Here is a 7,293-nt window from a genome sequence, read left to right on the forward strand (position 1 = left end):
AAAATGACTTAAATATGGGCTAATTATTCAGTAACAGCAAACGTCTTTTTAAAGTCAGCAAGTGCTGATTGGAAGTCACTGTCTTCTGGAAGTTTTCCAGTTGAACGGATATGATCAAGAATTTCTTTACGGTTGTGCTCTAAGAATGTTAAGTAACCTTCTTCGAAACGACCGATATCTACTAATGGAATATCATCTAAGAATCCACGAGTTAACGCGTAAAGAATTGATACTTGCTTTTCAACAGATAGAGGTTTATTAAGACCTTGCTTAAGAACTTCTACTGTACGAGCACCACGGTTTAACTTTGCTTGAGTTGCTTTATCAAGGTCAGAACCGAATTGAGCAAATGACTCAAGCTCACGGTATGAAGCTAAGTCAAGACGTAATGTACCAGCTACCTTTTTCATTGCATTAATTTGAGCAGACCCACCTACACGTGATACAGAAAGACCAGCGTTAACCGCAGGACGTACACCTGAGAAGAAAAGATCAGATTGCAAGAAAATTTGACCGTCTGTAATCGAAATTACGTTAGTTGGAATATAAGCAGATACGTCACCTGCTTGAGTTTCAATAAATGGTAATGCTGTTAATGAACCAGCACCTTTTGCATCACTTAACTTTGCAGCACGCTCAAGTAAGCGTGAGTGCAAGTAGAATACATCCCCTGGATATGCTTCACGACCTGGAGGACGACGAAGTAATAGGGAAAGCTCACGATATGCCGCAGCTTGCTTTGTTAAATCATCATAAATCACTAGTACGTGCTTGCCATTATACATGAACTCTTCACCCATTGTAACACCTGCATATGGAGCTAGGTATTGAAGTGGAGCTGGTTGAGAAGCAGAAGCTGTCACAACGATTGTATAATCTAGAGCACCGTTTTTACGAAGAGTTTCAACAACTCCACGAACTGTTGATTCTTTTTGACCGATTGCAACATAGATACAAATCATATCCTCATTTTTTTGGTTAAGAATTGTATCGATGGCAACAGCTGTTTTACCAGTTTGACGGTCACCGATGATTAACTCACGTTGACCACGACCAATTGGAATTAATGCATCGATTGCCTTAATTCCTGTTTGTAATGGTTCATGTACAGATTTACGATCCATTACACCAGGCGCTGGGCTTTCGATTGGACGAGTTTTTGATGTTTCAATAGGACCAAGACCATCAACTGGTTGTCCTAATGGGTTAACAACACGTCCGATTAATGCTTCACCTACAGGTACTTCCATAATACGTCCAGTACGACGTACTTCGTCTCCTTCACGAATTTCAGTGAAAGGACCTAGGATAACGATACCAACGTTACTTTCCTCAAGGTTCTGAGCCATACCCATGACACCATTTGAGAATTCTAAAAGCTCCCCAGACATGACATTGTCAAGGCCATGAGCACGTGCAATACCGTCACCAACACTAATGACCGTACCAACGTCGCTCACTTTTACTTCTGATTGATAGTTTTCTATTTGCTTTTTAATCAGCGCACTAATTTCTTCAGCATTGATGCTCATGAAAGTTCACCCCTATCTACAATCTTTTCGTCATTAGATCACGCTCTAAGCGCTCTAACTTACCGTTTACACTACCATCATATATACGATTACCGATGCGGATTTTCACACCACCGATAAGACTCTTATCTACAATGTTTTCAATTCGCAAAGCCGATTTGCCAATGCTTTTTGCAAAAACAGAGGAAACACCAGCTTGTTCTGCATCAGATAATGGTCGCACTGAATATACTTTTGCTTCAGCAACGCCACTTTCTTCATTAGCTAATTCAATGAAATGGTCAACAACATCTGACACAACCGTTTCACGATGGCGATCTACCATTAAATATAAAGTATTTAAGACAACCGTTGAAACAGAAGCAAACGCTTCTTTCAATGCCGCCTTTTTTTGTTCAACTTGGATTTTTGGGCTTGTTAAAAAGACCAATAAATCTTTGTTCGTTGTAAACACATGTTTTACAACTCGAAGTTCAGCTTCAATTTGATCAAGAGTTTGTTGTTCTTTTGCTAATTGAAAAAGAGCTACCGCATATCGCTTTGCCACGACCCCTTTGCTCATCGCTCTTCTCCTACCTCTTGAATATATTCATTGATTAGCTTCTCTTGATCTTTCTCACTTAGTTCTTTCTCAATCACTTTCGAAGCGATTAATACAGATAAAGATGCCACTTGTTCGCGTAATGCAGTAACAGCTTTTTCTCTTTCTTGTATAATCTCTTTTCTAGCAGATTCTTTAAAGCGGTCTGACTCTTCTTTCGCCGCTTGTAACATTGCAGTTTTTTGCTCTTCTGCAATTTTCTTAGCACTTTCAATTAAGCCTTGTGCTTCTCCGCGTGCTTCTTTTAACAACTGCTGTTGCTGCTCTATCAGTTGTTTTGCTTCTTGATGACTCTTTTCTGCAGAATTAATTTCTCCAGCGATATGATCTTCACGCTGTTTCATCATGCCGATTAGTTTATCAAGGGCAAACTTTCTTAATAAGAAAAGTAATAACGAGAAGACAGCTAATTGGACAATAATATCACCTAGGTTAACATTAAGGCCCCCAGCTCCAAGGACAAATAAATTAACGCCATATAACAAAGCACTCACTCCCTTCAGAAAAATACATGAAAAAGTGTACTAAATAGACATAAGAACACAGATAAGTATCTACATACTTATCTAGTAAACGTTTTTTCATCAAAATTTAAGGTAGACTTCATAAACTCAGGTAAAACAATGGCGAAGGTTCTCTCTTGAGACGACTTCGCCACTTGAACCCGTTTATTTCGTTCTATCCTTTTGAACAGTATAAATACTGTTAGTTTAAGATTAGCTTAAAATTAGTTTTGACCCATAACCATGAACGCAACTACTACCGCGATGATAGGAATCGCCTCTACTAACGCAACCCCGATGAACATTGTAGTTTGAAGTGGACCACGAAGCTCAGGTTGACGAGCGATCCCTTCAACTGTACGACTTACGATCATTCCGTTACCAAAACCTGCACCTAGTGCTGCTAAACCAATTGCAATTGCTGCTGCTAATGCACCCATTATAAAATTCCTCCTTATGATTATCCATTATGATTTAGTGTAAATTTTATTATTAATGGTCGTGACTCACTTTGTGTGCCATATAAACCATCGTTAACATAGTAAAGATAAATGCTTGTATTGCGCCAACAAAGATACTAAACGCTTGCCAAATCATCATTGGTATGACTGATGCAAGTGTTCCTACTATTCCGGAGAATATCCCCGTTTCATAACCGTTAACAGCTAGTCCTGCTAACAAGCCTAGTAAAATCTCCCCGGCAAAAATATTACCGTAAAGACGAAGACCTAATGTTAAAGTGTTTGAGAATTCCTCAATGACTTTTAAAGGAAATAAAAAGCTCATAGGTTTAAAGAAACCCTTCGCATATTCCTTAGGTCCATGAAGCTTCACACCATAATAGTGAGATAATGCAACCACCATCGCAGCTAAAGTTAATGTGATAACTGGATCAGCTGTTGGTGATTTCCACCAAAGTTCATGTTCATCTCCAACTATGATTGCAAATGGCAATCCTAGCATGTTTGAGACAAACACATACATTAAAAGTGTGATCCCTAATGGTAAAAATAAACTACCTGTTTTCCAATCCATTGTGCTTCCAATGATATTTTTAACGAAGTCAATGATCCATTCCATTACGTTTTGTGCACCAGTTGGTCGCATTGAAATGGTTCGTGTTGCTAGAACTGCAATTAAAAAAACAATGGTCGCCGCAATAATCGTCATCAGTATATTAGAACCATTAAAGGTAAGACCTAGCCATTCAAACGTAGGAGCATGATGTTCCAACTATATCACCTCTCTTCCCCGTTATACATTTGTTTGTTTTTTGGATTGAATCATAAAATCTATAAAAATGACGAGATAAGATGTCATTAATCCAACTATTACAAAATACACATTGATATATTCTGGATACCTCAGAGAGATGAAAACAGCAAGGCCTGCTGCAGCCATTCTTGAAACGGTTCCTAACGAATACATCTTTCCACCAGTCACAACTGTTTCACCAAACTTATTCACTTTTCGATATAATAGCCAGTGATTATAGAAGCTTGTAACACTTCCGACTATCAAACCTAAAAACGCTGTATCATATGTAGTAAAACCCCAGCCTAAAACAAAAACAGCTAACAAATAGAACGTGTACTTCATATGTCTTTTTAGAATGGTTCCATTGTCTTCTTGCTGCATGGCTTATTCTCCTGAATTGAATTTTTGGACAGAGTGGATTGTTGCATAAACACCAGCTGCTAGTCCCAACAGAAGGCCGATTAATAAGAAAAGTGGTTCGGTGTCAAATTCCCGGTCAATCCATCTTCCAAGGAAAATGCCGACTAGAATTGAACCTACTAATTGAGATGTTATGGCAGACATTAATGCCATCGCTCGAAAAGGATGTTTTGAATTAGGACGCATAGGGAAATGCCCCTCTTTCAAGTAGAGAATACAATACTAAAATGTCATAAAATCAACTAATTTCCTCACTTGAAAACCTTATCATCATACCCTTTGTAAGCATACAATAGGCACCTTTTAATGTCAATGTGTTTAGTGTTAAAAAAATCACAAATTCATTATAGCATTACAGCGTTAAAATGGATATTGATAACCCTGTTATACCAGTGTTTGAGTTTATACTATTTTGGTGTTATAAACTAGCATGGTACCGGTTACTTTTCCTTTTGTTCACAAAACGTTCACATTTAGCCGTCCTTACTTAGACATTTGTCACAGCAGAACGGCATTTTGTCACAATTCCGGGACTAATTTGCCCCAATTTCGTCAATTAATAAATCAGCTTCAATTGTATCCTCCTTCCCTGCTTTTTTTGCAAATATGATGGCCTTGTAAATTCCTTTTAAGCCGAGTTTTTCAGCTGAAATCTCTTTTTCAATAAGTCCTCTTGGCACATCCCGTTTCCAATCAAGGAAGGTAATAAAACGGAGAGAGTCGGGATCATAGAGTGCGATCCCATACTCTTCTGCACCACGCGGAAGATATAGTTGATATTGAAAGACAGACTTCTCTTCCTTTGCACCGAATTGGAATGCCATTACTCTAGGGTAATCTGGCTCCTCAATCACAATCATATATGGAATATGTGTTTTTCTCCCTTTCCCCTCATTTAAGAAGAGATGACCACTATGAAGTCCTGCACCAATTACACTTGGTGTTAGGTCCACCGAGATCTTAATTTTTCTTTTTTCATTAGGTTTAAGAGTGAACGGTGTTGGAAGCTTCCATTGAAATCCTTCTTTATGTTTTGGAATATCAAATGAATAAACGGTTTCCTTGTCAGACTGATTATCCACTGTAATGGTGATTTCCTTCTTGGTCCGATTGTCTTTATGTTGAAACATTCCGAATGTTAGTGTGCTAGGGTAAACTAATGTATTTGCATTAATAGCCTCAATCACCTGAATTCTTCCTGCACCTTGTTCATATGGTTCGTACAGCTCATTATTTTCATCTGTTAGTAGCTTAGCGGTGTTCATTAATGAAGCTTTCACTTGTTCTGGTGTCCAATTAGGATGTGCTTGTTTGATGAGTGCAGCTGCTCCAGCGACATGTGGAGCTGCCATGCTCGTTCCTTGTAATTCCGTATATCCTTTTGGAATCGTGCTATTAATAGCTACTCCAGGAGCCACGACATCGGGTTTGATTTCCCATGTATTTGTAACTGGACCTCTAGAGCTAAATGAAGCAATGGTATCTCTTACATCATGATAGGTTGTTTTAATCATCGTGTTCTTTTTTTTAAGCTGCTTCTTTAGCCATTCTCCTTCTTCCTTAGAGATAGAAGCAACCGGAATATCGAGCTGTATTTCTAACGCTCCTGCAAAATCACCTTTTACATTGTTATAAATTAATACTCCTTTTGCACCAGCAACTTGAGCATTAAGTGCTTTTTCTGTAAACGTGATCGTTCCTCTTTTTAACAAGACAATTTTATCTCTTACATTCTGTTTAAAGTCACTCTTATCCCCAAGACCTGCTGAGACTAAGCTATATTGTTTTTTTAGAAACCAAGGTTTTGACCCTTGCATTTCCATCATGTCAATTTCCTTATCTTCTATACCGATTGTTATAGAAGGCACTTTCAAAGGAGGAGTGGACGCTCCAACAGAGATGGCTTTTGTCGCTGTTCCTGGTGAACCTACTGTCCAAACATCTGGGCCAGAGTTTCCGCTAGAAGTAACTGCAATAATCCCCTCTTCAGTTGCTTTGTTTAAAGCTAAACTAGTTGGCCAATCCGGACCATTCACATTATTTCCCAAGGAAAGATTGATAATATCGACCTTATCTTCTATTGCTTTATCAATTGCTGCGATGACTTGATCTGAAGTTCCTATCCCACCTGGACCAAGTGCACGATATGCGATCACTTCAGCCTCAGGTGCTACTCCTTTTAACTTTCCATTCGCCGCAATAATTCCAGCAACATGTGTCCCATGTAATGTTTGATCACGTGATGAGCCCTTTGTCTCCATTGGATCATTGTCTCCATCAACAATGTCAAAGCCTCCATGATAATTACTTTTTAAATCAGGATGGTTGTAATCGATTCCTGTATCAATTACTCCGACTTTAATTCCCTTCCCTGTAAGACGGTCATTCTTTTCGTCAAAATATCCTCTAATTGCATCCCCACCAATAAAAGGAACACTTTGATCAAGGGATGCTTTATATAAAGCAACAGGGGAACTATGAATAATTCCTTCTTCTTCTCTGAGCTTCTCAATCTCACTTCGTTTTCCTTTTACAGAAAATCCGTGAAATACATGCTTATATTCCTGTGTAATTTCTAGAGAAGGATTGTTCCTTATCAATGTTGCGATTCGATTTCGATTATTTTCTTCTGCTACTATGACCGATGTGATAATCTCATCTAATGATTCTTCGGGTAATTCAGGACGGTTTGGAAATACCGGGGTTTCTGCGTTTACTGGTACGTAGATACTTACTAGTAGTAGAAAAATGCTAATGATCTTAATGGATGTTTGTCTCAACATATCGCCTCCCTTTGACAGTAGTCTGTCACGAAAGTGTGAAAATATGAGGAGGAATCGTGTAGTGGTAGATGTGACTTAGGTGTTCAGATAGTTGAGGTGATTGGTTGAGGGTAATTCCGCGAGATAAGGTAATAATACCGCGAACTTCACCTGAAATCCCGCGAAAATCTTCGATATTACCGCGATCTTTCAACTTA

General features: G+C 38.7%; 8 protein-coding genes. All 8 read right to left on the bottom strand.

From position 1 onward, the window contains the following. Window positions 1-23: 23 nt before the first annotated feature. Window positions 24-1,532: a F0F1 ATP synthase subunit alpha gene (gene atpA, locus BLQ56_RS10250; protein WP_090853339.1), complete on the bottom strand. Its 1,509-nt coding sequence runs from the start codon at window positions 1,530-1,532 to the stop codon at window positions 24-26. 16 nt (window positions 1,533-1,548) lie between these two features. Next, complete coding sequence (locus BLQ56_RS10255) at window positions 1,549-2,094, bottom strand: F0F1 ATP synthase subunit delta (protein WP_090853342.1); 546 nt, start codon at window positions 2,092-2,094, stop codon at window positions 1,549-1,551. Then, the gene (atpF, locus tag BLQ56_RS10260) at window positions 2,091-2,618 is read right to left on the bottom strand and encodes a F0F1 ATP synthase subunit B (protein ID WP_238457234.1); all 528 of its coding nucleotides are present in this window, start codon (window positions 2,616-2,618) and stop codon (window positions 2,091-2,093) included. Before atpF ends, BLQ56_RS10255 begins: the two co-directional genes overlap by 4 nt. Window positions 2,619-2,860: 242 nt before the next feature. Then, entirely contained in the window at window positions 2,861-3,076 is a 216-nt protein-coding gene (gene atpE / locus BLQ56_RS10265; RefSeq protein WP_090853348.1) for a F0F1 ATP synthase subunit C, read from the bottom strand. Window positions 3,077-3,128: 52 nt separating this feature from the next. Next, window positions 3,129-3,869 (bottom strand): F0F1 ATP synthase subunit A, encoded by a 741-nt coding sequence (gene atpB / locus BLQ56_RS10270; RefSeq protein WP_090853351.1) that lies wholly within the window; start codon window positions 3,867-3,869, stop codon window positions 3,129-3,131. 21 nt (window positions 3,870-3,890) lie between these two features. Beyond that, window positions 3,891-4,274 (bottom strand): ATP synthase subunit I, encoded by a 384-nt coding sequence (locus BLQ56_RS10275; RefSeq protein WP_090853354.1) that lies wholly within the window; start codon window positions 4,272-4,274, stop codon window positions 3,891-3,893. Window positions 4,275-4,277: 3 nt separating this feature from the next. Continuing rightward, entirely contained in the window at window positions 4,278-4,499 is a 222-nt protein-coding gene (locus BLQ56_RS10280) for an AtpZ/AtpI family protein (protein WP_090853357.1), read from the bottom strand. A 347-nt stretch (window positions 4,500-4,846) separates the two neighbouring features. After that, window positions 4,847-7,093 (bottom strand): S8 family serine peptidase, encoded by a 2,247-nt coding sequence (locus tag BLQ56_RS10285; protein ID WP_274380221.1) that lies wholly within the window; start codon window positions 7,091-7,093, stop codon window positions 4,847-4,849. Window positions 7,094-7,293 lie beyond the last annotated feature (200 nt).

Source organism: Litchfieldia salsa (assembly GCF_900104555.1).
Classification (GTDB): domain Bacteria; phylum Bacillota; class Bacilli; order Bacillales; family Bacillaceae_L; genus Litchfieldia; species Litchfieldia salsa.